This window comes from Hymenobacter sp. DG01 (genome assembly GCF_006352025.1).
Classification (GTDB): domain Bacteria; phylum Bacteroidota; class Bacteroidia; order Cytophagales; family Hymenobacteraceae; genus Hymenobacter.
Window position 1 is genome coordinate 584,655 of sequence record NZ_CP040936.1, and the last position, 22,884, is coordinate 607,538.

Here is a 22,884-nt window from a genome sequence, read left to right on the forward strand (position 1 = left end):
CAAAAGTACGTTGAAACTGCTGTTGCAGTTCAACTAAGGCCCAGGCCTGCCTCGGCAGAAGGGGAGCGGGTTAGTTTGTGATTAGCTGATAGGTAGATGCATATCCAATAAAAAACCGGAGCGGAAGAGGCTGCCCCTCCGCTCCGGCTACCCCACCGCTTACAGGGTATTGTAGTAAGTAAGCAGCTTAATCAGGTCGGCTTCCTGGCCCAGGTCGAGCTTCTGCTGGGCTATATACTGGGTTAGGGCCGCCGTATGGGTTGGGCTCAGGGCGGCCAGAACGGCCTTTTCGCTAAGCCGGATGGGCTGCAGCGTATTGTCGGGCTGCTTGAGGTAGTAGGCCGTGGTTTCCTGCCACACGTTGCTGGGCCGCGTGGCCAGGGACGGGCTGGTGCCCTTCTGAACCAGAAGCCGGGTGCGCTGCCGCAGCAGGCCGGTGCGGTCGGCATCGTAGCGAACCTCAAAAAACGGATTGCGGGAAGCCCGCTTCAGCTTTTGCGCCGCCGGGTACTGCCGAAACACAAACGGGCCGCCCTGCGCGGGGTCGCCGAGGGAAAACTCCTGCACATCGGCCGCCGATAGCTCCAGGGAGTCGGCGGGGGCACGCCGCCACAGCAAGCGGCCGTCCTCGGCCAGGTCGTACTTCAGCCAGGCCTGAGGCACCCGCCCGCGCGTAGTCAGAACGTTGCCCTGGGTCCAGGTGGGTACCAGATAGGGGCTGCCGGTGGTAACGGCGCCTCCCCGGGTTTTCCCCTTGTCCATTTCGCGGGTTATAAACTCGGCATTGGTGGCCCCGGTGGCGGTCCGACCAATCTGGGCCTGCGCGGTTACGGCCGTGCCCGCAAGTACCGCGAAAATCAGGGTAGGTTTTAACAAAGGATACATAAGCGGAAAGGATAAGAGACAATTACTGCAACAATATAGCAGGCTTTCTATGATGCAGTAAGTGCCGCCGGGCCCGAGGAGCCTAGCTGCTTTCGGCGGTAATATCCTGCACGGCAAACCCGGCGGCCTGCAGGGCCTGCTGCATGGCCTCGCGGCCGGGGTCCTGGGCCGAGGCTACGGCAACCTCAGCCTCGCCGGCTTCAATGCGGTCAACCAGCAGCCCCAGGCCCATCAGGACCTGGCGCACCTGCCCGATGCTGTCAGCGTCGGTAAGGGAAGGTATCTGCAGGCGGTAGCGCAGCAGCTGGGTAGGGTTGTTGTCGGGGGGTGGGGTGTGGGTCATGATAGGCGGGAAGTAACGGTGGCGGCTCCTGCCGGAGCCTATTGGAGTGTACTGAAATAGGCCGGCCAGGTTTTGTTGAGCCGGTGCTACCCCCGTAGTTTACGACAAACCCTTAGCTTCGGGCAGCCGGCGCAACCGTGGCCCCGGAGGCGCGTCTGTAGCCCACTTTCACTTTTCGTTTCCTACCCACACATGACTTCCTTTTTCCGTCCGGCTGCCGTGGCGGCCCTGCTGGCCCTGGCCGCGCCCGTGCTGGCCAAAGCCCCCCGCGAGCTGACGTACACCGTCAGCATGGACCCCGCTACCAACAGCAACGCCTTCCAGGTGAAGCTGCAGCTGCCCAAGCTCAAGAAAGAACAAGCCATTTACCAGTTCGCGGCTACCGCACCCGGTACCTACCAGGTCATGGACATGGGCCGCTTCGTGAGCAACTTCCAGGCCTTCGACGACAAGGGCAAGCCCCTGGAAAGCAAGCAGCTGGGTACTAATCAGTGGCAGCTCAGCCAGCCCGAGAAAACCCGCGAAATCCGCTACACCATTGCCGAAACCTGGGATACGCCGGTAAAGGAGCACAACATCTACCGCATGTGTGGCTCCTCCCTGGAAACCGACCACGCCCTGCTCAACGGCCAAACCCTGCTGGGCTACCCCCAGGGTATGCAGGACAAACCCCTGCGCCTGAAGCTGGAATACCCTAGCGGCTGGAAGGCCGGCTCGGTGCTGCAGGCGGATAAGGATGGCTACTACCACCTCCAGGACTACGACCACGCCGTGGACTCGCCCATTCTGCTGGGCCGCCTTACGGAGGCCAGCACCAAGCTCGGCAACGCCGATGTGGCCTTGTACTGCTACTCGGCTACCGATAAGGTACAGGCTGAGCCCCTGCTGGGCTACATGCAGAAAATGCTCAGCGCCGCCCAGAGCTTTTTCGGGGGCCAGCTTCCCGTGAACCGCTACGCCTTCCTGTATCACTTCGCCGACCGCTCGGCCGGAGCCTGGGAGCACTCCTACAGCTCAGAGTACGTGCTGACTGAGCAGGAGCTCACGCCCGAGTCGGCGCAGGGGGTAGTGGACATTGCGGCCCACGAGTTTTTCCACGTCATGACCCCGCTCAACATCCACTCGGAGGTGATTGAGCACTTCAACTTCGTGCAGCCCACTGGCTCTGAGCACCTGTGGCTGTATGAGGGCACCACGGAGTGGGCCTCGCACATGATGCAGCTGCGCGGCGGCCTCGTGCCCCTGGATGACTACCTGAGCATGCTGCACGACAAAGTGCAGTTCGACCGCACCCGCACCGACACCACCTACAGCCTCAGCCGCCTGGGCCTGAACTCCTTCAGCGACGAGGGGCAGCGCCAGTACGGCAACATCTACCAGCGCGGCGCCCTCACGGCGGGCCTGCTGGATTTGCGCCTGCTGGAGCTGAGCGGGGGCAAGCGCGGCCTCCGCGACGTGCTGCTGGAGCTGGCCAAGCAATACGGCCCCAACAAGCCCATCAGCGAGAAAAACTTCTTCCAGGACTTCACCAAGATGACCTACCCCGAAATCGGGGACTTTTTCAAGCGCTATGTCCAGAACGCCGAGCCCCTGCCGCTGCAGGAGTACTACAGCAAAATTGGGGTGCGCTACGAGCCAATTCAGCACACGGGCAAGCAGGTGGCTACCCTGGGTGCAGTGGGCCTGGCCCCGCGTGATGCCAGCGTGTATTTCACCCGGGTAGGTGGGCCGCTGCAGGCTGCCGGCGTACAGGTAGGCGACCAGCTGGTGGCCGTGGATGGCGTGCGCAACGACTTCACGGCCCTGCGCCGGGTAGCCAGCCGCCAGCCCGGCTCCGAGCTGCCCCTCACCATCAGCCGCAACGGCCAGGAGCAGACGGTACGCGTGAAGCTGGGTAGCACCGAGGACGTGAAGCGCTACATTTTCAGCCAGGACCCCGCCGCTACGCCCGCCCAGTTGGCCCTGCGCCAGGTGTGGCTGAAGAATCTGTAACCCGAAGGTTAGAGCTTCAACACCTAAACAAAAGCCCCGGCAACCTAGGTTGCCGGGGCTTTTGTTTAGGTGTTGAAGCAGGTGGCGGTGCACTCAGGCCCGGCGCACGGGGCGGGCACCCAGGCCCAGGTTTACCGGCTGGCTGTGTCCGGGCTGCGGGGCCTGCACGATGGGGGTTGAGTCGGTGATGTTCCCGGCCGCGTCGCAGTAGCACACCATGTACTCAATTACGCTGCCCGTGGTCGGAACGGTGCGGTCGAGGTGGGGGCTGCAGGCGTTGTGGGCAATACACTTCCAGGTTTGGTTAGCCTGGCGGCGGTACACGTAAGCAAAGCGGCCCGACAGGCGTGCAAAATCAAGCCGACAGCCGGCGGGCACCAGGTGCAACTGTAAATCGATGGTAGTAGCGGTCGGAGTGTTCATGATTTGAAAGAACTAAGATTTTATTGGCTTATTCTGGTTGAAAGATAGACAATGCCCCGCCCGCATTAGCTCCCGGGTTTCTACGTATTTGCCTGCGGGAAAACCCGTAATTTGGCAGGCTCCTCCGGGCCGGTAGGGCAATAATGGGTTTATAGTGACGCGCTTAGCCCCGTTTGCTCCGCTGGGTTAAGCACACGCGGCAGAGGCCACCTAGCAGTTTCCGTGGCAGTGAACAGATGCGAAAGAGCTGAGCCCAAGCGCAGCGGTAGAAGCACGGAAAAGCGTTTCGGGCCCTCTGGGGCAGAACTGCTGGTTAGGCTATGGTCCACCCAGCTTAGTGGGCATGCAGCGTAAGCACAGGGGGCGCGGCGTGCAGGGCCACATTCTCTGAGATGCTGCCTTGCAGCAAATGCCCGATGCCGGTGCGGCCGTGGGTGAGCATTACCACCAGATCGGCGTGGGCCTGCTCCGCGAAGCGCGGAATGCCGGTGGTAGCATTAGGCGCGTCAAACACGTCGGGCTCGTAGTGGGTTAGCTGGTGGCGGTCAGCGAAGCGGTGAATGCGCATCATGGCCGCCGTGCGCTGGTCGGGGTCGGGTACTACGTCCAGCAGGTGCAGCAGGGCCTCCGGAAATACTTCCTGCACCTGGCGCAGGCTGCGTACGGCCAGGTCGGCCTCGGCCGAAAAATCGGAGGCAAAGACGATGTGCCGCACCTCGAAGTGAGGGGTAGGGTGCTTAACCGTGAGTACTGGGCAGGGGGCGCGGCGCACCATGTGTTCGGTGCGCGAGCCGCTGAAAAACTGCTCCCAGGAGCTGTGTTCCTTGGCCCCCATCACTACCAAGTCAATCTGGCGCTCAGCAATGGTTCCCAGCATGGCCTCCTCGAAGTCGGCGGTGTGCACCACGTCGCGGACCAGCACGCCGGGGGCCGTGCGGGCGGCTTCCGATATCAGCTCGTGCATGCGGTGCTTGACCACCTGCAACAGCTTGAGGGTGTACACGTTGTTGAGGCCGCCGCCCCCGGCCAGGCCGCCCGTGGTAGCAAAGCGCGCCGTTTCGGGCAGGTCCACTACGTGCAGCAGACTGATGTTGCCGCCCGTGCGCCGGGCCAGCTGCAGGGCCGCCTCAAAGGCATTGTGAGCGGCGGGCGAAAAATCCGTGGGTACCAATATATTCTTCATAATACAGAAAAATGATGGTGGAAGAAACCCCGGCAGCACCTGGCTAACGCTGGTTTATTTATTGCATAATGTATATAAATAATTGTGTAATCACAAAGAGAGGCGCGACAAACCAGGGTCCTGTTCTACTAGCTTCGGCGCCTTACAGCTGCCCCAGCGCGTAGCGGATTCCGCCCAGCAGATGCCGCATGAACAGGGGCTCAGTGTAGCTTTCCGCAGTGTGGCCCCCAGCCGTGTAAAAGGCCCGGCCTCCGTCGTAGGCGCGGTACCAGGCTATGGGGTGCGCGGGGCCGTTGGTGCCGCCGGAGTAGGTGGTTTCATCCAGGGTAGCCAGAATGGTCAGGCCCGGCCGGATGCTTTTGAAGTTGTACCATTCATCGGTTCGGAGCCAGGCCGGGGGTAGGAAATCGGTGGCGGGGTGCTGCCGGTTGACGACGCGCACAGTAGCGGCTTGCACGGCCGGGTGGCTGCTGAAATATGCGCCCACTAACCCGTTGTACCAGGGCCAGTCGTACTCCGTATCGGTGGCCGCATGCACCCCCACAAAGCCCTTGCCCGCTCGGATGTACTGCTCGAAAGCCATTTGCTGAGCTGGGTTGAGTACATCCTGGGTTGTATTGAGGAAAACCACGGCTCCGTACGTGCGCAGCAAATCCGGGCTGAAACGAGCAGCGTTGTTGGTGGTGTCAACCGTAAAGCCATTCTCTGCCCCTAGTTGCTGAATGGCTCGCAGCCCCGCCGGAATCGACTCGTGCCGGAACCCGGCCGTTTTGTAGAAAACCAGCAGGGCAGGTTTAGCTGGACTGGGAGGGGTAGGCGTTTTGGAGCTGGTGCAGCTCAGCAGCAAGGCAGCCACCAGGCCGGAAGAAAGCCAGAATGTAGTCATAGGTAAGGGGGGTAGGGTGTAGAATGAAGGATGCTCATTACAGTAAGGGAGCCAGCTGCCCACGATGTTGCCCGAATAGCAAAAAGACCGCCCCGCAGGGCTTAACCTTGCATGACGGCCTTCTATTGTCTGGGACCTAGTTGCTACCTAGCGCTCCAGTTTGAAATCGGGGTCCACGGTAACGCGCTGCGGGGTGGCCGATACGACCCAGCCAGTGGCGTACATCCAGCGCGTCATGCGGGTGAGCTTGGCAACGTCAATGCGCGAAGCCTCGTCGCGGGGCGTGTGGTAATCGGGGTGGAGCAGGGTAGTGAAGAAGATGGCCGGAATGCCCGCGCGGGCATAGGGCAGGTGGTCGGAGCGGAAGTACCAGCCCTCGGGGTGCCTAGCCTCATCCCAGGAGGTATCGAGCAAGAACTTGGTGTGGTCCTGGTTGGCTTTCAGGGCCATATCGACCAGGGCCCGGGAGTTGCGGTGGGGCGGAATAGAGCCCAGCAAAGCGGCCGAGTCGGGAGCGTTGCGGCCCATCATGTCGCCATTGAGCACCGCCACGATGGAGGCCTTACTTACGGTGGGGTGCTCGGCGTACCAGCGGGAGCCCAACAGGCCACGCTCCTCGGCTCCGTGCCACACAAACAAGGCCGAGCGGGCACCCGGGCGCTGCTTCCAGGCCCGACCAATAGCCAGCAGAGCCACGCTTACCGTCGCGTTATCATCGGCCCCGTTCCAGATTGAGTCGCCCTGTACGGGCGTTCCGATGCCGTCGTGGTCGTGGTGGCCGCTGAACAGGACGTGCTCCGCGCGGCGGGCCGGGTCGGTGCCGGGGGCGCGGGCTACCACGTTCATGGAAGGGTAGAGGTAGTCGTTGGCGGCCAGCTCGGCTTGCAGGCGGGCACCTTTGGCCTGCAACTGGGTAGCAACCGCCTGGCGCACCAGCAGCACCGGTACCGGGGAGGCGGGCAAAGGCATAGATGGCAACAGGTAGAGGCCATCTTCATAGCGGTGACCCACAAATTCCAGGCTGGGTTCGGCGGTGGCATCGGCAGTCAGCACGATGCCGGCTACCCCGCGGCTACGTAAAGCGGCGCTCTGCTGCCCAATGCCGGCCAGGGTGTAGCGCATGGCCCAGAGGCTCATCTTCGGGGCCGGGAGGGGGGTAGGGGCCTGCAGGGGCATGGCTACAATCTTGCCCCGCAGGTCGCGGCGCACGGTGTCGGCCAAGGAGTTGAGCCATACCACTGGTCCATCAAGGCGGGCATTGAGCGGTGAGGTTACCCAGGCATCTTTCCAGAGAGCCAGCGGCTTGCCACTGATGCTGAGGCGGGTAGAAGCAGCCACCGTTACGCGGCGCAGGGGGTAGAACTGGAAGTAGGTGCCATCGTCGCCGGCCGGTTCGAGGCCAGCTTCGCGGGCCCGCTCGGCTACCCACACGGCGGCGCGCAGCTCATCGGGAGTGCCGGCGCGGCGGCCCCGGAAGTTATCATCGGCCAGGGCAAATAGGTCGCGCTTCACCTCATCTTCCCGAATAGCACTCAGCATGGGCTCGCCGGGGGCTTTGGCAGCGGTGGAGGAGGTAGGGCCAGGAGTACGGGTGCAGGCTGATAGTAGTGCAGTAGCCAGACTCAGGCTCGCCAGGAGGGTAGTAAACCGCATAGGCAGGAAAGGAAGTAAGGTTTAGGAAGTCAGAAGGGGTAGGGGCCTCGCTCCTGAAGGTAGGTAATTCAAGTTATGAGCTATGAATTAGAACTAGAGCTAGTTCCCCTCCTTGGATAAGGAGGGGCTGGGGGTGGTTGACTACTGCTTGAACGACAGATTAATTCTATTTTCTATCTCTAGTTTTTCAACCACCCCCAACCCCTCCTCATCTGAGGAGGGGAGCTAGTTTCTAATTCTAGCTTTGGCTACATACTGAGCAACTTGAACTAGGCCGGGGGCGCCCACCAAAATCGGTGGAATACGGTTCATAGGTATGAACCCGTGATTCTCATTCGCCGCCGTATTTGCTTTTGCCTCCGCCACCGGCATCCATGCGCACAATACGTGGGCGGAAGGAGCCGAGCACGTCTACGAGGTCCTGCTGGTGAGCCATTACCTGGTGAATGTCCTTGTAGGCCTGGGGTGCTTCGTCGAGGCCGCCCCCGATGAGCTCAATGCCCTGGTCCCGCAGGAGGCGGCGCAGTTCTCCCTCGCTTACCTGTTGCTTGGCCTGAGTACGCGAGAGGCGTCGCCCCGCCCCGTGGGAAGCCGACTGAATAGAGTCCCGCTCGCCCCGGCCGCGCACAATGAAACCAGGCGCCGTCATGGAGCCCGGAATTACGCCCAGCACACCCTGGCCGGCGGGGGTAGCGCCCTTGCGGTGCACAATGGCCTCGCGCCCATCGGGCAGGGTTTCCTTCCAGGCGAAGTTGTGGTGGTTTTCCACTTTGGCCAGGGGCTTTTCGCCGAGGGCCAAGCTGAGGCGGCGGTGAATGTCGCGGTGACAGGCAGAGGCGTAGTCGCCGGCCAGGTTCATGGCCCGCCAGTATTCCTGGCCCGCCTGAGTATCCAAATCAAGCCAGGCCAGGTAGCGCGCCTCGGGAGGCAGGGGGCACTTCTGCATGGCTACTTTGGTGTAGTGCTGGGCAATGGCCGCGCCCAGCCCCCGGGAGCCGGAGTGGGAAAGCAGTCCCAGGTATTGGCCAATGGGCACGCCCAGCTCGTTGTCTTCGGTGGTAATATCCACAATGCCCCACTCCACAAAGTGGTTGCCGGAGCCCGAGGAGCCGAGCTGGTTGATGGCCGCTTCCCGCTTGCCCTTCACCACCGGAATTTCCCGGAACTCGGGCCGATCCAGAATGGGGTCGTCGGCGGGATTCTTGAACACTTCCTTGGCCCCAAAGCGGGTGTGGTTGTGCAGCAGCTTTTTCAATTCCTGGGTGCGCTGGTCGAGGTAGCGCGGGGGCAACTCAAACACCGAGAGGGCCATGCGGCAGCCAATATCCATGCCCACGCCGTAAGGAATTACGGCATTATCTACGGCCAGCACCCCGCCAATGGGCAGGCCGTAGCCCTGGTGCGCATCGGGCATGAGGGCCCCATCCAGCGTTACCGGGAGCTTCATGGCGGTGTCCATCTGCTTGCGGGCCCCATCCTCAATAAAGGCCTCGCCGTAGCGGCGGTAGTCCTTTATTTCGGGGCTTAGGGTCACGTCGCGGCTGGGGTCGGGCACGAATTCCTTGGCCAGCTCGCGCCACAGCGAGTCGCGGAGGTAGGCGTAGGGGTCTTCCTTTATTTTTTGAAGCAGAGCCAGGGCGCTGCCTTTGTCCATCTTCTTGAGTTGGCGGTCTTCCAGAATATCCAGGGCCAGGGTAGTGGCGCGGCCTTCGGGGTAGCCAATTTTGCGCAGGTCGTTGCCGCGCAGCTTTTGCGTTGCCATAGGAGGGAGGGGTAGGGTGGTCAGAAGGTTGTAGCGTGATTTCGGGGTAGGGGTTATGGCCGAGCTTTGTTCCCCCTGCCCCGGTCCGATGCCACATGTGCCCGCTTGATTGCCGTTCATGCCTCTAGAGCAACATCCGCCTACCCCCTCTGTCTGCCTGAACCCAGCCGGACACACGCCAACATAAAACCGACCGGGTGGATGCCTCTGGCGTTACACCGGGGTGGGGAAGCGCAGGCTTCAGTACAGGTGCTGAGGTCCAGCTCCCAGGCCGCTGCTACGGTTTAGCTGGCGGGTTTGCTGAACCCGACGGTGGAAACTTGTAGGGTAGTTTCGCGTTTTCGATGTCGTTGGTGCTTGCTTTCGCCGGCGCCCTTTTGCTTTCTTCCTATGTCTGCTACCCCCCAATCAATAGATCAGGCTTCCTTCCAGAATTCCTTTGTAGAGGAGCTGCGCGGCGAAGCTTCCATGGATAAGCGCCCGCGCCAAGTGCCCGGCTACCACTACTCCCGCGTGGACCCTACCCCCGTACAGGACCCGCACCTGCTGGCCTGGTCCGAGGAGCTGGCAGACTTCCTGGGGCTGCAGCGCCCGCCGGAGCGCGGCCCATCCGTAGAGGTGCTGGCCGGCAACCGGCAGGCCGCTACCATGAAACCCTTTGCGGCTCGCTACGGCGGCCACCAGTTCGGCAACTGGGCCGGGCAGCTCGGCGACGGCCGCGCCATTTCTCTGGGCGAGCTGACAGCTGTGGATGGTACTACCTGGGAAATTCAGCTGAAAGGTGCCGGCCCCACGCCGTATTCACGCCGCGCCGATGGGCGGGCCGTGCTGCGCTCTTCGGTGCGGGAGTTTCTGTGCTCCGAGGCCATGTACCACCTGGGCGTGCCCACTACCCGGGCCCTAAGCCTGGTAGCAACCGGCGACGAGGTAATCCGGGACATGTTTTACAATGGCAACGCCCGCCCCGAGCCCGGCGCCATTGTGGCCCGGGTGGCGCCTACCTTCGTGCGCTTCGGCAACTTCCAGATTTTCCTGGCTACCGGCGAAATCGACAACCTGCGTGCCCTGGCCGACTACGTCATCCGGCGCCACTACCCCGAGCTGGGCGAGCCCTCACCCGAGGTGTACGCCCGCTGGTTTGAGGAAGTCTGCCGCCGCACCGCCATCATGATTGCGCACTGGCAGTCAGTGGGGTTTGTGCACGGGGTAATGAACACCGACAACATGAGCATTCTGGGTCTGACCATCGACTACGGCCCCTACGGCTGGCTGGAGCCCTATGACCTTGACTGGACGCCCAACACCACCGACTTCGGCGGGCGGCGCTATGCCTTCGGACAGCAGCCGCGGGTAGCCCTCTGGAACCTGATGCAGCTGGGTCAGGCCATTTTACCCCTGGTCAGTGGGGTAGAGGCTCTGAATCCGTCGCTGGATGTGTACATCAACACCCTGGGTACTACCCGTTACGAGATGATGCTGCGCAAGCTCGGGCTTACGGCCGGCAATCAGGAGGAAGACCAAGCGCTGTTTGAAGCGTTGGAGCAGGCCCTGGCCGAATCGGAAGTGGATATGACCGTGTTCTTCCGCCACCTTTCGCATACGGCCCCGGCCGTGCTGGCCGCCCCGGAAAACGGCGATGCGCAGTGGCGGGAGCTGCTGGCCGCCGCTGCCTACTCCATGGCTCCGGCCGAAGAGCAGGCGCTACTAGGCTGGCTGCAACGCTACTTCGTGCGCCTGCAGCAGGAGCAGGCCTCGCCGGATACTATTCGGGAGAAGATGCTGGCGGCCAACCCCAAGTACGTGCTGCGCAACTACCTGGCCCAGCAGGCCATTGAAGCCGCCGAAACCGGCGACCTGAGCCTGCTGAACCGGCTAATGGAAGTTCTGAAAAAGCCCTTCGACGAGCAGCCCGAACACAACGACCTGGCCGCCAAGCGCCCCGACTGGGCCCGCGAGAAACCGGGCAGCGCTACCCTTTCCTGCAGCTCGTAAGCGGAAGGGGGGAAAAGAACTCTCATTCCGAGCGCAGCGAGGAAGCTGAATTGCTTATTGAAGATTGCCCCAGATTCCTCGCTACGCTCGGAATGACAAGTGTTCTGACGTACTCTCCCACCCCTTTCGGCTACCCCTGCTGTAAGCCATGATGCTCGTCCGGGCTTCGTTTCTCACCTTTGCCGCATGCACACGCTTGCCCAACTACGCGCCGGGGAACTGGCCGGCGCTACCCGGCTCGACTTATCCGAAGGACTAAGAGAGTTTCCGCGCGAAATCTTCGGCCTGGCCGAGACCCTGGAAATCCTGAATCTGACGGGCAACCAACTCTCAGAACTACCTCCGGACCTGGGACGGCTGCGGAAGCTGCACATCCTGTTCTGCTCCGACAACCAGTTTACCTCCCTGCCCGAGGTGTTGGGCGAGTGCCCCGAGCTGAGCATGATCGGGTTCAAGGCCAACCAGATTCGTACGCTGCCGGCCGCCGCTCTGCCGCCCAAGCTGCGCTGGCTGATTCTAACCGACAACCAGATCCGGGAGGTGCCGCCGGAAATTGGAAGCTGCCCGGACCTGCAGAAGCTCATGCTGGCCGGCAACCACCTGACCAACCTACCCGAAACTCTGGCTAACTGCACCAACCTGGAACTGCTCCGGATTGCGGCCAACCGCTTTACCAGTTTACCGGAGTGGCTGCTGACTATGCCCCGCCTGACGTGGCTGGCCTTTGCCGGTAACCCGTTCAGTGAGCCCGCGCAGGCCGCAGCAGAAGCACGCAGCCCTATTCAAGCCATCGACTGGAATGAGCTGACTCTAGAGCACAAGTTGGGTGAGGGTGCATCGGGGGTGATTTCGCGGGCGCAGTGGCAGCCGGCGGCTTCCGCTACCCAGGCCGTAGCCGTGAAGGTGTTCAAAGGCCAGATAACCAGCGACGGGCTGCCCCACAGCGAAATGGTGGCCTGCATCAGTGCCGGCACTCATCCCAGCCTGATTGCGGTCAAAGGGCAACTAACCAACTGTCCCGGCACCGAAGGCCTGGTGCTGGAGCTCATTAACCCGGCGTTTCGCACCCTGGCCGGTCCGCCTAGCTTTGCCTCCTGCACCCGCGACGTGTACGCCCCCGAGGTTGGGTTTACGTTGGAGGCAGCCTTGCGCCTTGCGCGGGGGGTAGCCAGTGCTGCTGCTCACCTGCACGCCCGCGGTATTCTGCACGGCGACCTGTACGCCCACAACCTCCTGACTACAACTACCGGCGAGGCCCTGCTCGGTGATTTTGGAGCGGCCTGCTTTTTTGATCCGGCTGAGGCGGCAACCGCCCGAGCCCTGCAGCAGCTGGAGGTGCGGGCCTTTGGGTGCCTGCTGGAAGAGCTGCTGGAGCGCATCCAGGCCCCGACAGCTACCCAGAACGGCGCGCTGCAACAGCTATGGGCGCTGCAGCGGCAGTGCGTGGCTCCCGAGGTAGCTGCCCGCCCGTTGCCACCGGAAATCGGGCAGGTGCTGGCTTCCATAGCGGAGGCCTGCTAGTCTACCCCCCAATTCGGCCGCTGCCGGCGCTACCAGTTCGGGCAAGAATAGCAGGCCTACGACGGTTGCGCGGCAGCACCCAATGCCCTGAAAGCCGACGGCCTTTGAGGACTGATTGGGGGTAAGGCACGGCTGCGGCTTCCCGGCGCGGAGGCTACGACTGCCGGAGCAGCCAGGCGTAGGCAGTTGCCAGGTCGTCGAAGAGTACTACCATGGGCTGGGTAACAAACTGCATGGCCGTATCCATGGATTTGCGGGCCGACCAGTTGGGAGGGCAGACCCAGGCCACAAAGCGGATGCCCTGCTCGGAGAGGGTTTTGTAGTAGTGGCTGCCCACCCACCGGGAGCCCTCTTCCCAGCCAGTAGTTACCTGGCTGTTGTCGTTGAGCATTTTGCGGCAGGGGTGCAGCTGCAGATGGTGCAGGATTAGCTCGCCGCCGCTTTGGGCTGAAGCGGCCGAATGGGCCCCTTTCCACTCTACGTACAACCACTCGTGGCCGTCATCGTAGAAAATGGAGAGGGGAGGAGAGTCGTAGAGAGTTTCCATCTGGAAACAGAGGGGAGGTGGCAGACACTAATGGGCTTGGCTTTATAAATGTAATATTTTTAGGGCGCCGTATCACTAAAGATGCTGTATGCTTCGCTGGATTGACGTCCTGAAATTTGCCCGATACAGCAACCCCGAGCCCCCGCGTCGCCTGGAGCTACTTGAAACTGAGTGGCAGGTGCAACTAAGCCCCGCCCAATTTCAGGTGCTGCGCCAAAAAGCCACCGAGCCGCCTTACCGCAACGCCTACTGCCGCTCCTACGAGCCCGGCGTGTACGCCTGCGCCGGCTGCGGCACCCTGCTCTTTAACTCCGAAACCAAGTACCACGCCATGTCGGGCTGGCCCAGTTTCACGCAGCCGGTAGCCAAAAACGTCATCCGCTACGCCTTCGATTCCAGCCACCATATGGAGCGCATCGAGGCCCTGTGCAACGTCTGCGGCGGCCACCTGGGCCACGTTTTCCCCGACGGGCCCGAGCCCAGCGGCCTGCGCTACTGCATGAACTCCGAGAGCATGGTGCGGTTGCCGCCGGGCCAGGGGTAGGGTGCCGGTAGTGACTAAGCTACTGGACCCAGCCGGCGCCCTGCAGAAACTGAACCAGGGTCGGATCATTAGCCGATAACGGCGGCAGCCAGATATCAACCCGCTCGCGGTGCCACCATAGGCCCTCGGCGTTGCCCGGTGGGGCAAAGCGGTAGCGGTAACGCACCGCCCGGATGTAGCGCGGGGGCTTGTTCGGGAACGGGGTGCGCGCAAACAAACCTACCGCGCCCGGGTCGTTGTGCAGCAGCTTCCAAACCAGGTGCAGGGTCCAGGGATACTCGTTGGGCGAGGCCATAGCGGCAAACCACATCTGCCAATCGAGGCGCAACTGGTAGGGCGCAACCTGCGGCGGGCGCTGGTCGAGGGCTACGGGCAGGCCTTTGTAAATGTAGGGTTGCCAGTTAGCCTGTTCGCTCGGGTTTTCGTCCAGGGTGCCCTCAAACACCACGTTTAGCCGCTCCTGACCTACCGTCCCGAAGGCTCCGTAGGTGTTTACCAGCTCCAGCGGGTCGAAGGACGTATTCATGATCTGGCCGGGCGAAACCAGGTTCAGCGCCGGCTGAATGCTCAGCAAGCCAATAACCCCTGTTACCACCCAACTCGTCAGGCGCATGGGCCGGGAGTCTTCGGCTTGCTCCGCTGCGGAGGCCGCCTTTCGGACCAGGCGCTGGGGTAGCACCCGGGCCCAGAAGCTGTCATCGAAGCAGGCCAGCGCCGGCACGATGGTCAGCCAGTTCAGAAACGCGAGGTTGCCGCTGACAATGATGTTGAGCTGAAACAGGATAATGGCTCCGCCTGCTAAGTGCCGGGCCAGCCGGGGGCCAAAAACGAAGAAAGGAGCCACCAACTCGGCCAGCCAGTTAAACCACACGCCCGCCTGCAACATCGGGCGCGGCAAAAAGTGAAACCACCGGCTCAGGGGCCCCGGTATGGGTTGGGTTTCGAAGTGGTAATAGAGAGCCGTGCTGTTGCGCCATATTTCGTCGCCGCGCACCTTAATCAGCCCCGCTCCCAGCATAATGCGGAAGGCTAGCCACCGAAACAGCACGATAATGGGGTAGGGCGGTGCGTACGGCGGAAAGGGCCGCATATCGAGCAATGGGCACAGGAAAATAGCCAGGAAACCCGTTTCCAGGAGCTGAATTTCCCAGCCGTAGCCGTACCACTCCTGCCCTACGTGTACAAATGACATGTACAGCATCCAAAGCAGCGCCAGCACCAAGGCGTTGGCGAAGCCCGCCACGACCAGGCAGGAAAGCAGCAGGCCCACCCAGGCTCCCACGAGCAAGGCAGTATCAGAATGCCAGAACCAGAAAAAAGAAGGCAGGCGCGCAAACCCCACCCAATCGGAACCCAGCACCTGGCTTATCTGGCTCAGGTAAGAGCCAACAGGCAAAAGGCCCTGGGAGCCCATCAGGGGTAGTACTTGCTGCACGGCCACCAGAAAGGCCACTGCATACAGCGCCCCCAACAGGCGCAGAAGTACAAACCGGGTAAGCCAGTACGTAGAAGGCGCACCAGGCACCAAACCAAGAGCAGAGCCGCTATCCATGTTGTGTTGAATGCCGGAGCGCAGCCGCATAACAGGACTGCCGGGTAGGATCACCGATACAGTGGGTGCGGCCAGGTAGGGGCAATGAATACCCCTGCCTGACGGTGGCCGTTGGCAACTACATACTACGGAACGGCAGGTTGGTTTTGGTCGAGGTTGGGCAAGCTGAACCGCGCATAGCGCTGTTGAAGCAACCCCAAGCGGAGGATCACGCGGAAATCAGTGGGCAGAATTACCTTACCGATTCCCATTGAACGAGCACTTAGCCTGATGCCGAGTCAATGGGCAGGGAAAAGTATTCTGCAGCGCGTGCAATTGCGGCAGGGGCAGTTAGTGCTGGCGAAAACTCTGAGGGTATAGGCGTGCGGCTTACCCCGGTTGCCAGCCTAAACCTGTTAGGCAGCCATCCGGTCGTCCTCGTCCTCTTGTTCGTCGAGGGCCGGGTGAAGCTCGTACTCGAGCTGTTCCAAAAAATCAAAATCTAGCTGCCCATACTCGTCCATCAGGATGAGCTCAGCAGCGGCAAGGGCGGAAGTGGAGTGCTGGGTCATCATACCTGCCTATACCCATCCGGCGGCGGCGAAGTTTCATGACCGGTTCAGATGCCATCATCTTGTAACCGGCCGCGTATGCATCTTTCGCACCCTTTCCTACCCCCGTCAGCCCCATGAACTACTTCCACGACACGCTGCTGCGCCATGGCTTTACCGAGCAGCGCACGGGTTTCTATACCTATTCCGCCGCGCCCGGCGGCCCCCTCTACTGCCTCATTGAGGAAGGCGGCTACCCCCGGCAGTTGCTGCTCTGGCAGGCGCATAGGGTGTTGCTGCAAGGCGAGGTAGTGACCCTGGCCGCGCTGGAGCAGGTGCTGGCGCGGGTGCTGCCAGTTGCTTAGCATTGTAAACCTTAAGGCGTAAGTAAAAAAGGGGACAGGCGGCACCTTGGTCAGGTGGTAAATGGCTGTCAGACTGAACCCGCAAGGGGGCTTCAGGACTTTCAGCCCAACCAGGGGTAGCAAAACAGGCTATAACCCTGCGGGCCGGAAAAAGGTAACAGCAGAGACTGACCGCGCCCGGGGCCGAAACTGGCGTCCGCTGTCCCGGCTCTGCTGCCTATTACCCCTCCGCTATGGCGAAACCTTCGCAGACTCCTACCCCCGATCCATCCTTCAACGGCTTCGTGCAGGTGCGCGGGGCCCGGGAGCACAACCTCAAAAACATCGACGTAGAAATTCCGCGCGACGCCCTGGTGGTGTTTACTGGCGTGTCGGGCTCGGGCAAATCAAGCCTGGCGTTCGGGACGCTCTACGCTGAGGCCCAGCGCCGCTACCTGGAGTCGGTGTCGCCCTACGCCCGGCGCCTGTTCCATCAGATGGCCGTGCCCGAGGTAGATGCCATTGAGGGCCTGCCCCCGGCGGTGGCCCTGCAGCAGCAGCGCGGTACACCTACCACCCGCTCGTCGGTGGGCTCGGTTACTACGCTCTCCAACCTGCTGCGCATGCTCTACTCCCGGGCCGGCGACTACCCCGCCGGGCAAAGCATTGTGTACGCCGAGGGCTTTTCGCCCAACACCCCCGAAGGCGCCTGCCCCCAGTGCCACGGTCTGGGCCGCATTTATGAGGTGACGGAAGAAAGCATGGTGCCCGACCCTTCGCTGACCATCCGGGAGCGGGCCATTGCGGCCTGGCCCCAGGCCTGGGGCGGCCAGAACCAGCGCGACATCCTCGTGACCCTGGGCTACAACGTGGACATTCCGTGGCGGGAGCTGCCCCAGGAGCAGCGCGACTGGATTCTGTTCACCGATGAGCAGCCCGTAGTGCCTGTGTACCCCGGCTACACCCCCGAGCAAACCCAGCGGGCCCTCAAGCGCAAGGAGCCGCCCAACTATATGGGCACCTTTACGGGGGTGAAGCGCCACGTTTTGCACACCTTCGCCAACACCCAGAGCCCGCTCATGAAAAAGCGTGCCCTGCAGTACATGCTCAGCACCGAGTGCCCCACCTGCCACGGCAAGCGCCTGCGGCCCGAGTCGTTGGCCGTCACGTTTGCGGGGCTGGACATTGCCGATATGTCGGGGCTGCCGCTGAAGCGGGTGGCACAGCTGCTAAAGCCCTACGCTGAGGGCAACGCTACAGGACGCCAGAAGCAGGATGCCGCCCACCCCGAGCAGGCCATTGTGGCCCAGCGCATTGCCCAGGACCTGTGCGCCCGCCTGTCGGTGCTGCTGGACCTGGGGTTGGGCTACCTGCAGTTGGAGCGCAGTACGCCCACCTTGTCGCCGGGGGAGCTGCAGCGCCTGCGGCTGGCCACCCAGTTGTATTCCAACTTGTTTGGGGTAGTGTATGTGCTCGATGAGCCCTCGGCCGGCCTGCACCCATCGGATACCGAAGCCCTGTTGAAAGCCCTGCACAGCCTCAAGCAGGCTGGCAATTCTCTGTTCGTGGTAGAGCACAACCTCGATGTAATCCGGCAGGCCGATTGGCTGGTGGACGTGGGCCCAGCGGCCGGGGAGCAGGGTGGGCAAATCCTGTACAGCGGTCCGCCCGCCGGTCTGGCTAAGGTAGAAGCTTCCCAAACGCGCCGCTTCCTGTTCACGGAGGGCGAGGGGGTAGGGGCCCCGCAGCCCCGCACGCCCACTGGCTGGCTGCGACTGCAGGGCGTGCGGCGCAACAACCTCGAAAACCTGACGGTGGAGTTTCCGTTGGGCGTGTTTACTACCGTCACGGGCGTGTCGGGGTCCGGCAAATCCAGCTTGGTAAGTCAGGTGCTGGTGGAGCTGGTGGCCGAGTGCCTGGGGCAAACCGTGGAGGCCGAGGAGGAAGAAGCCGATCCGCTGGAGCGGGCCGCGCCGCCCGAAACCGGCGGCAAAATCGTGGGCGGCATGGAGTACATCAAGCGGCTGGTGCGCGTCGATCAGAAGCCCATTGGCCGCACGCCGCGCTCCAACATGGCCACCTACACCGGACTCTTTGACCATGTGCGCAAGCTGTTTGCCGCCACCCCCGCCGCCCGCAAGCGCCGCTACGATGCCGGCCGCTTCTCCTTCAACGTGGCCAAAGGCCGCTGCGAAAACTGCCAGGGCGAAGGCTTCGTGATGGTGGAGCTGCTGTTTCTGCCCAGTGTGTACGCGCCCTGCCCGGTCTGTCACGGGGCCCGCTACAACGCCAAAACCCTCGAAATAACCTACCGCGACAAGAACATTGCCGAGGTGCTGAGTCTGACCGTGGACGCGGCCTGGGAGTTTTTCGATGAGGAGCCTACCATTCAGCGGGCCCTCACGGTGCTGCGCGAGGTAGGGCTGGGCTACCTGCGCCTGGGCCAGCCGGCCACCGAGCTGTCGGGCGGCGAGGCCCAGCGCATCAAGCTGGCCACGGAACTGCAGCGGGCCCAGCGCGGCAACTCCCTCTACGTGCTCGATGAACCTACCACCGGCCTGCACCCCTCCGACGTGGAAAAGCTGTTGGTTCAGCTCGACGGGCTAGTGGAAGCCGGCAACACCGTCATTGTGGTAGAGCACGACATGCGCGTGGTGGCCGCCTCCGACTGGGTGATGGATATCGGGCCTGGTGCCGGCGACGAGGGCGGCCAGGTGGTAGCCGCTGGCCCGCCGGCCGAGGTAGCCCGCCACAAGCAAAGCCGTACCGGCCCCTACCTGGCCCGCTTCATGAAAGGCGCCGGGAGTAGGTGATACGCGCTTTTCCCGCACATCATGCGGAGGCGCAGCATGACGCGCGATTCGCCTCACCCCCCCGCCCCCTCTCCCTCTGGAGAGGGAAGCAGATACTTTGGCAACATCAGCACGCGAGATTCCTCGGCAAGCTCGGAATGACGTTCTGGAGAAACACGCGAGATGCCGCGCTTGGTTTGATTGTTAAAGTTTGAGCATAAACCGTTTGCGCGCTACAATAGAAAACTATCCGGACGTTTAAGCCGACTGGCTTCCTACCCCCTCCGCATCCCCCAAACCCTTCCAGCGTCAGTTATGCTTTCTCCTTTTGTTGAAGAGTTCTTCCGCAACCCCGCCACCGTTGGCTCCCTGATTCCCAGCTCGCCGGCCCTGACCAGCAAGGTGATGGAGCCGATTGACTTTGCCACGGCTAGCTGCATTGTGGAGTACGGCCCCGGTACGGGCGTTTTTACCGACGTGCTTATGGGCCGGCGCCGGCCCGAAACGACGCTGGTGCTGATAGAGGCCAACCGCCGTTTTGCCCAGCTGCTGCGCCAGCGCTACGCCGGCCACGCGGGCGTCCACGTTGTGCACGGCTCCGCCGACAAAACCGGGCAGTACCTGCAGGAACTGGGCGTAGGGCAGGTTGATTATGTGGTGTGCGGCCTGCCGTTTTCCTCGTTGCCGCGGCGCCTGGGCTGGCGTATTCTGGAGCATACGGCGCAGCTGCTTGGGCCTGAAGGCCGACTTGTTCTTTTTCAGTATTCGTTGCAGAACAAGCGGCTGTTCGAGCGGTTTTTCCGGCCTTTGCAGGAAGAGCATGTGCTGCTGAACCTACCCCCGGCCTACGTGCTAACCTACGCGCCTACCCCACCAGGTAAGGCGTAACCTACTCCCGGTCGGTGGCCACGCGGTACTCGGGGTCTTCCAGGATGTTGACCTCGATGAGGGCGCCGGCGTTGTGCAGGAGCTGGCGGCAGTCGGGGCTGAGGTGGCGCAGGTGTAGAGTTTTGCCCAGGCGGCTGTAGCGTTCCGTGAGCTTGTTCAGAGCCTCAATACCCGACATATCGGCCACGCGGCTGTCCTGGAAGTCGATGATAACCTGGGTGGGGTCTTGCTGCACATCGAACTTCTCGGTGAAAGCCTGCACCGAGCCAAAAAACAGCGGCCCGAAGATTTCGTAGTGCTTGGCCCCGGCGGCATCCACGAATTTGCGGGCCCGGATGCGCTTGGCGTTTTCCCAGGCAAAGGCCAGCGCCGACACCACTACCCCCAGCAGCACGGCCAAGGCCAGATTCTGGGAAATGGCCGTTACCAGCGTCACGAGCAGCATCACCAGCACATCGGTAAGCGGCATGCGGCGCAGGATGCGCAGGCTGGCCCACTCGAAGGTGCCGATAACCACCATGAACATCACGCCCACCAACGCGGCCAGGGGCAGGCGCTCAATGAGAGAGGAGCCCACCACCACAAACAAAGCCAGCGCCACCGCCGCCACTACCCCCGAAAGCCGCCCGCGCCCCCGGCTTTCCAGGTTCACCATCGTCTGCCCAATCATGGCGCAGCCGCCCATACCCCCGAACATTCCGGAGGTAATGTTGGCCAGACCCTGGGCCACACAGTCCTGGTTGCTGCGGCCGCGGGTGTCGGTTATTTCATCCACCACGGTCAAGGTCAGCAGGCTTTCCGTGAGGCCGACCAAGGCCATAATCACGGAGTACGGGAAGATGATGACGAGCGTGTTCCACGCCAGGGGCACCTGCGGCCAGTGAAACTGCGGCAGCCCACCCGCAATAGAGGCAATATCGCCCACCGACTTAGTTTCCAGCCCGCCCATAATCACCAGCCCTGACACCACAATAATGGCCGTGAGGGAGGCCGGTACCGCCTTCGTGAGCTTGGGCAGCAGGTACACAATGGCCATGGTCAGGGCCACCAGCCCCAGCATCAGCCACAGGGCCGGGCCCGTAAGCCAGTGCTCGGTGCCCGCAGCATCGTGCACCTTAAACTGTTCCAGCTGGGCCATGAAGATGATGAGGGCCAACCCATTCACGAAGCCAAACACCACCGGCTGCGGCACCAGCCGGATAAACTTGCCAAACCGCAGCAGCCCCACGGCCACCTGCAGCAGCCCCATCAGGGCCACAGCGGCAAACAGGTACTCTACCCCGTGCTGCACCACCAAACTCACAATCACGACGGCCACCGAACCGGCCGCACCCGATATCATGCCTGGCCTACCCCCGAATATGCTGGTAAGCAGGCAGATGATAAAGGCCGAGCCGATGCCCACCAACGGGCTGATGTACGCCAGCAAAGCAAAAGCCACCACCTCCGGCACCAGGGCCAAAGCCGTCGTAAGCCCGGCCAGTATTTCGTTTTTGGGGTTGACTTTATACTGCGCGAGGTAAGCGGAAACAGAAAGCATAAGAAGGCTGAGAGAAGGCAAAAACAGAGAAGCCCGCTTCCGGTAGAAAGCAGGGGTAGGAGGTAGGTCGGCCTATTCTCAGGGTGGGGTGAGGGCGAAAAGACGAGGAAGGCAACAGCACATGGGCAGCCGCAAAAGTACGCCTATGTTATGTGCTTTACAGAAGCCTCCGCTAGCTTGTTGGATTGACAGGAATTGGCGCACCGGATTTACGCTGCTGCCACAGGTAGGCACCGGCCGCCGCGGCCAGCAGCGCGGCGCCCCACCAGGTGCCACGGCCGCGCGGGGCAGCGGGCGCGAGCCAGCCTCCGGAAATATCGGAGCCGTGAGGAGCAGGCTGGGGGCGGAACAGGCTGTTTTCGGAAACGGGAGCAGGCTGAGCCTGGGCCAGATACCCCCTGAACAGGCGGGCGGCGGCCCAGGCGGTAGTTTGCGGGGCCAGCTGGTATAGCAGCCGCAGCGCCGGCCCCGACCAGCCCACCATGGTGCTTGGGCGGGGGTGGCGCGTCAGCTTCACAATGGTATCGGCTACTTTTTGGGCCGGAAACACGGGCGGCGCGGGCTTAATCAGGCGGCCGGTATAGTTAGCGCCGTGCTGGAAACCGGGCGTGTCGATGTACGAGGGGTGCACGTCGCAGACGTGAATGTGCGGCTCGGAGCTCAGCTCGGCGCGCAGGGTGTCCATGAGGCCGCGCAGGCCATATTTGCTGGCGCTGTACGAGGCCGTGAAAGGCTCGGGCAGCCAGGACCCCAACGATACCACGTTGATCAGGATGCCGTGGCCTTGCCGCCGGAAGTAGGGTAGCACCGCGTACGCCCCGTAGAGGTAGCCAAACAGATTCAGGTGCAGCACCTGCTCGTGGGCGGCCAGCGGCACCTTATCAAACTCCCCGATGGCCCCGCTGCCGGCGTTGTTTACCCACACGTCAATCTGGCCGCCTCCCAGCGCGGCAGCAGCTTCCGCCAAGTGGTGCACGGCCCGGGCGTCGGTTACGTCGGTAGGTACCGCCAGCGTACGGGCGCCCTGCTGCGCGCACTCGGCGGCTACCTCCGCCAGCACGGCCGCCCGCCGGGCGGCCAGCACCAGCCGCACGCCCGGGCGGGCAAAAGCCAGGGCCGTAGCCCGGCCAATGCCGCTGGAAGCGCCCGTAATAACAATGGTAGCGGAGGCAGGAATAGCGTGGGTCATACACAAAAACCGAGATGGAGCAGCAACCTGCCTATACCTTGTGCCGGCTTCCGAAGTTATGGTTGAGGTAGCCGCTGCGGGCTTTCGCAGTGCCTTCGCGGCCTGATCTTCGCCCTGGAAATACTAAAAACCGTACTACCGTGGGGTCGGGCCCGGGGCTTCAACTCTGCGGTGGCAGCCCGGCCGGTAGCGCCTATGCCTCGGCACAAGAACAAAAAATGAACGATTAGAAAGTAAAATAGCTGCTGGTCAGGGAGTAATGAGTGTCGGATGGCTGGGCGGTATTGGGCGGCACCAGAGCCGGGCATTTGCTATTTT

19 protein-coding genes are annotated in these 22,884 nt (G+C 62.4%); 7 read left to right on the forward strand and 12 right to left on the reverse strand.

The window, feature by feature from the left end:
- Positions 1-159: 159 nt before the first annotated feature.
- A complete protein-coding gene (locus tag FGZ14_RS02460) occupies positions 160-885 on the reverse strand; it encodes a hypothetical protein (protein WP_139920857.1) in 726 nt (241 codons plus the stop codon).
- An 82-nt stretch (positions 886-967) separates the two neighbouring features.
- A complete protein-coding gene (locus FGZ14_RS02465) occupies positions 968-1,228 on the reverse strand; it encodes a hypothetical protein (protein WP_139920859.1) in 261 nt (86 codons plus the stop codon).
- 192 nt (positions 1,229-1,420) lie between these two features.
- Here FGZ14_RS02465 and FGZ14_RS02470 point away from each other — a divergent pair, with 192 nt between their 5' ends.
- Complete coding sequence (locus FGZ14_RS02470) at positions 1,421-3,220, forward strand: PDZ domain-containing protein (protein ID WP_139920861.1); 1,800 nt, start codon at positions 1,421-1,423, stop codon at positions 3,218-3,220.
- Between the two features lie 93 nt (positions 3,221-3,313).
- Here the strand turns inward: FGZ14_RS02470 and FGZ14_RS02475 are convergent, their stop codons facing one another.
- The 5 genes from FGZ14_RS02475 to FGZ14_RS02495 all read right to left on the reverse strand — a co-directional run bounded on the left by FGZ14_RS02475 (position 3,314) and on the right by FGZ14_RS02495 (position 9,127).
- Complete coding sequence (locus FGZ14_RS02475; protein ID WP_139920863.1) at positions 3,314-3,643, reverse strand: hypothetical protein; 330 nt, start codon at positions 3,641-3,643, stop codon at positions 3,314-3,316.
- A gap of 334 nt (positions 3,644-3,977) precedes the next feature.
- Positions 3,978-4,826 carry a universal stress protein gene (locus tag FGZ14_RS02480; RefSeq protein WP_139920866.1) on the reverse strand — a complete coding sequence of 283 codons (849 nt, stop codon included), beginning with the start codon at positions 4,824-4,826 and terminating at the stop codon, positions 3,978-3,980.
- 142 nt (positions 4,827-4,968) lie between these two features.
- The gene (locus FGZ14_RS02485; RefSeq protein ID WP_139920868.1) at positions 4,969-5,712 is read right to left on the reverse strand and encodes a ThuA domain-containing protein; all 744 of its coding nucleotides are present in this window, start codon (positions 5,710-5,712) and stop codon (positions 4,969-4,971) included.
- Positions 5,713-5,859: 147 nt separating this feature from the next.
- Complete coding sequence (locus tag FGZ14_RS02490) at positions 5,860-7,365, reverse strand: M28 family metallopeptidase (RefSeq protein ID WP_139920870.1); 1,506 nt, start codon at positions 7,363-7,365, stop codon at positions 5,860-5,862.
- A 331-nt stretch (positions 7,366-7,696) separates the two neighbouring features.
- On the reverse strand, positions 7,697-9,127 hold the full coding sequence (locus tag FGZ14_RS02495; RefSeq protein ID WP_139920872.1) for an RtcB family protein: 1,431 nt from the start codon (positions 9,125-9,127) through the stop codon (positions 7,697-7,699).
- A gap of 390 nt (positions 9,128-9,517) precedes the next feature.
- Between FGZ14_RS02495 and FGZ14_RS02500 the strand changes: the two genes are divergently transcribed.
- Positions 9,518-11,119 (forward strand): YdiU family protein, encoded by a 1,602-nt coding sequence (locus FGZ14_RS02500; protein WP_139920874.1) that lies wholly within the window; start codon positions 9,518-9,520, stop codon positions 11,117-11,119.
- 186 nt (positions 11,120-11,305) lie between these two features.
- Positions 11,306-12,640, forward strand: coding sequence for a leucine-rich repeat-containing protein kinase family protein (locus FGZ14_RS02505; protein WP_139920875.1), 1,335 nt, complete (start codon positions 11,306-11,308; stop codon positions 12,638-12,640).
- A gap of 154 nt (positions 12,641-12,794) precedes the next feature.
- Here the strand turns inward: FGZ14_RS02505 and FGZ14_RS02510 are convergent, their stop codons facing one another.
- Positions 12,795-13,187 (reverse strand): STAS/SEC14 domain-containing protein, encoded by a 393-nt coding sequence (locus FGZ14_RS02510; protein WP_139920877.1) that lies wholly within the window; start codon positions 13,185-13,187, stop codon positions 12,795-12,797.
- An 88-nt stretch (positions 13,188-13,275) separates the two neighbouring features.
- Here FGZ14_RS02510 and msrB point away from each other — a divergent pair, with 88 nt between their 5' ends.
- Positions 13,276-13,731: a peptide-methionine (R)-S-oxide reductase MsrB gene (gene msrB, locus FGZ14_RS02515; RefSeq protein ID WP_139920880.1), complete on the forward strand. Its 456-nt coding sequence runs from the start codon at positions 13,276-13,278 to the stop codon at positions 13,729-13,731.
- A 19-nt stretch (positions 13,732-13,750) separates the two neighbouring features.
- Here the strand turns inward: msrB and FGZ14_RS02520 are convergent, their stop codons facing one another.
- Complete coding sequence (locus FGZ14_RS02520) at positions 13,751-15,313, reverse strand: lipase maturation factor family protein (RefSeq protein WP_219601045.1); 1,563 nt, start codon at positions 15,311-15,313, stop codon at positions 13,751-13,753.
- A gap of 365 nt (positions 15,314-15,678) precedes the next feature.
- Complete coding sequence (locus FGZ14_RS21650) at positions 15,679-15,837, reverse strand: hypothetical protein (RefSeq protein ID WP_180754461.1); 159 nt, start codon at positions 15,835-15,837, stop codon at positions 15,679-15,681.
- Positions 15,838-15,950: 113 nt separating this feature from the next.
- Here FGZ14_RS21650 and FGZ14_RS02525 point away from each other — a divergent pair, with 113 nt between their 5' ends.
- The 3 genes from FGZ14_RS02525 to FGZ14_RS02535 all read left to right on the forward strand — a co-directional run bounded on the left by FGZ14_RS02525 (position 15,951) and on the right by FGZ14_RS02535 (position 19,837).
- Positions 15,951-16,178, forward strand: a complete 228-nt coding sequence (locus tag FGZ14_RS02525) for a hypothetical protein (protein ID WP_139920882.1) — start codon at positions 15,951-15,953, stop codon at positions 16,176-16,178.
- A 233-nt stretch (positions 16,179-16,411) separates the two neighbouring features.
- Positions 16,412-18,970, forward strand: a complete 2,559-nt coding sequence (gene uvrA, locus FGZ14_RS02530) for an excinuclease ABC subunit UvrA (protein WP_139920884.1) — start codon at positions 16,412-16,414, stop codon at positions 18,968-18,970.
- 294 nt (positions 18,971-19,264) lie between these two features.
- Entirely contained in the window at positions 19,265-19,837 is a 573-nt protein-coding gene (locus FGZ14_RS02535; protein WP_139920887.1) for a class I SAM-dependent methyltransferase, read from the forward strand.
- A gap of 1 nt (position 19,838) precedes the next feature.
- On the opposite strand, the gene FGZ14_RS02540 is transcribed toward FGZ14_RS02535, so the two are convergent.
- Both FGZ14_RS02540 and FGZ14_RS02545 read right to left on the reverse strand, forming a co-directional pair.
- The gene (locus FGZ14_RS02540; RefSeq protein WP_139920889.1) at positions 19,839-21,377 is read right to left on the reverse strand and encodes a SulP family inorganic anion transporter; all 1,539 of its coding nucleotides are present in this window, start codon (positions 21,375-21,377) and stop codon (positions 19,839-19,841) included.
- 172 nt (positions 21,378-21,549) lie between these two features.
- Positions 21,550-22,566, reverse strand: coding sequence for an SDR family oxidoreductase (locus FGZ14_RS02545; RefSeq protein WP_139920891.1), 1,017 nt, complete (start codon positions 22,564-22,566; stop codon positions 21,550-21,552).
- Between the last annotated feature and the right edge of the window lie 318 nt (positions 22,567-22,884).

Excerpts from the sequence above, each read along its gene's own strand:
- FGZ14_RS02500 (WP_139920874.1), top strand. The coding sequence starts at position 9,518 with ATGTCTGCTACCCCCCAATCAATAGATCAGGCTTCCTTCCAGAATTCC.
- FGZ14_RS02480 (WP_139920866.1), bottom strand. The coding sequence starts at position 4,826 with ATGAAGAATATATTGGTACCCACGGATTTTTCGCCCGCCGCTCACAAT.
- FGZ14_RS02460 (WP_139920857.1), bottom strand. The coding sequence starts at position 885 with ATGTATCCTTTGTTAAAACCTACCCTGATTTTCGCGGTACTTGCGGGC.
- FGZ14_RS02535 (WP_139920887.1), top strand. The coding sequence starts at position 19,265 with ATGCTTTCTCCTTTTGTTGAAGAGTTCTTCCGCAACCCCGCCACCGTT.
- FGZ14_RS02485 (WP_139920868.1), bottom strand. The coding sequence starts at position 5,712 with ATGACTACATTCTGGCTTTCTTCCGGCCTGGTGGCTGCCTTGCTGCTG.
- FGZ14_RS02510 (WP_139920877.1), bottom strand. The coding sequence starts at position 13,187 with ATGGAAACTCTCTACGACTCTCCTCCCCTCTCCATTTTCTACGATGAC.
- FGZ14_RS02495 (WP_139920872.1), bottom strand. The coding sequence starts at position 9,127 with ATGGCAACGCAAAAGCTGCGCGGCAACGACCTGCGCAAAATTGGCTAC.
- FGZ14_RS02505 (WP_139920875.1), top strand. The coding sequence starts at position 11,306 with ATGCACACGCTTGCCCAACTACGCGCCGGGGAACTGGCCGGCGCTACC.
- FGZ14_RS02475 (WP_139920863.1), bottom strand. The coding sequence starts at position 3,643 with ATGAACACTCCGACCGCTACTACCATCGATTTACAGTTGCACCTGGTG.
- FGZ14_RS21650 (WP_180754461.1), bottom strand. The coding sequence starts at position 15,837 with ATGATGACCCAGCACTCCACTTCCGCCCTTGCCGCTGCTGAGCTCATC.
- FGZ14_RS02540 (WP_139920889.1), bottom strand. The coding sequence starts at position 21,377 with ATGCTTTCTGTTTCCGCTTACCTCGCGCAGTATAAAGTCAACCCCAAA.
- FGZ14_RS02520 (WP_219601045.1), bottom strand. The coding sequence starts at position 15,313 with ATGCGGCTGCGCTCCGGCATTCAACACAACATGGATAGCGGCTCTGCT.
- FGZ14_RS02545 (WP_139920891.1), bottom strand. The coding sequence starts at position 22,566 with ATGACCCACGCTATTCCTGCCTCCGCTACCATTGTTATTACGGGCGCT.
- FGZ14_RS02470 (WP_139920861.1), top strand. The coding sequence starts at position 1,421 with ATGACTTCCTTTTTCCGTCCGGCTGCCGTGGCGGCCCTGCTGGCCCTG.
- FGZ14_RS02525 (WP_139920882.1), top strand. The coding sequence starts at position 15,951 with ATGAACTACTTCCACGACACGCTGCTGCGCCATGGCTTTACCGAGCAG.
- msrB (WP_139920880.1), top strand. The coding sequence starts at position 13,276 with ATGCTTCGCTGGATTGACGTCCTGAAATTTGCCCGATACAGCAACCCC.
- uvrA (WP_139920884.1), top strand. The coding sequence starts at position 16,412 with ATGGCGAAACCTTCGCAGACTCCTACCCCCGATCCATCCTTCAACGGC.
- FGZ14_RS02465 (WP_139920859.1), bottom strand. The coding sequence starts at position 1,228 with ATGACCCACACCCCACCCCCCGACAACAACCCTACCCAGCTGCTGCGC.
- FGZ14_RS02490 (WP_139920870.1), bottom strand. The coding sequence starts at position 7,365 with ATGCGGTTTACTACCCTCCTGGCGAGCCTGAGTCTGGCTACTGCACTA.